Origin of the sequence: Vibrio sp. 1874 (assembly GCF_033344395.1) — a bacterium.
Classification (GTDB): domain Bacteria; phylum Pseudomonadota; class Gammaproteobacteria; order Enterobacterales; family Vibrionaceae; genus Vibrio; species Vibrio alginolyticus.
This window is the reverse complement of the sequence record NZ_JAWPOR010000137.1, coordinates 1-1,152: the sequence shown is the minus strand read 5'-3', so window position 1 is coordinate 1,152 and position 1,152 is coordinate 1. Positions and strand designations below refer to the sequence as shown.

Annotated in this window: 2 pseudogenes; both read right to left on the bottom strand. The window is 45.1% G+C overall.

The features are described 5' to 3' along the window. Positions 1–243: pseudogene (locus R8N46_RS25115) on the bottom strand (hypothetical protein); the annotation flags it as partial. 24 nt (positions 244–267) lie between these two features. Beyond that, positions 268–1,152 (bottom strand): annotated as a pseudogene (locus tag R8N46_RS25110) (glutamate--cysteine ligase); the annotation flags it as partial.

The window sequence follows — 1,152 nt, the reverse complement described above, 5'->3', positions numbered from 1 at the left end:
ACCCAATACGTAATCTTTGGGTGGTTTGGCATCATGGCGGAAGCTACTTTCCTGCTTGATGATGGCCATGGCAACATGAATGGGCGTTCCCCACTCTTTTTCCATATCTTTCGCATCATCATACCAACCAGATTTTTCTCGGAATATCTCACATAGGTTATCTTGCTGTTTTGGTGGCGCTGTCGCACATCCCGCAAGCAACACACTTCCTAGAACCGATACAACCAACGGCTTAATGTTCAATCCCACCCAATCCTTACTTATTGATTATTGTTTTAGATAAGCGAAGTAGTTTTCCAGAAACTCGTCAAAAGATAACGTATCGCTTTCTTCCGCTTGTCGCTGTTTCTCAACTGAAGAAGCCACTTCCGTTTCCATTATATCTTGCGAGTAATGTTGGTAACCGTGAGCCAGATTTTCTTCACGGAACTTCATGCCAAGAGCACAACCTACTTTGCCAAGTCCACCAAGTTCTTTGGTTAGCTCAAGCAATTGGCCAGAAATCGTCAGTTCAGGGTTATCAATCCATGCTTCTAACTTGTCACATACAGCTTGGTAAGCATCGCCACCAGCCGCAGAATCCATCTCTACTGCGATTTGGCGCAACTCAACGAATACTCGTTTTGCCCAATCTTGCAAAGATAAGCGTTCACCTTGGCAACCGATTTGCAGCATCAAACCTTTTTCACGACCAGAGATGATCACTTTGTTCCAGTTGTCACGCCAACATTCTAGTTCGCAGTTATCCATTGGGTCAGAGTCTGACAACGCCGCCCACGTTAGGAAAAGATCTAAGAAACGAACTTGCTCTTCGCTAACACCAACGGCACTGAATGGGTTCACATCTAATGAGCGCACTTCAATGTATTCCACGCCCGCGCGACTCAATGCGTCTGATGGCTTCTCACCCCTTTTCGCTACGCGTTTCGGACGAATTGGTGCGTACAATTCATTTTCAATCTGGAGAATGTTGGTATTGAGCTGACGGTACTCACCATCCACTTTTACTCCAATTTTTGCGAATTCTTCAGATGGTCGACGAATCGCATCACCTAAACCTTCAAGATATTGGTCAATACTGTTGAAACCAATTTTCAATACGCTTTGAGCACTGTTGGTATAACCAAGATCACTCAAGCGAAGAGACGTCGC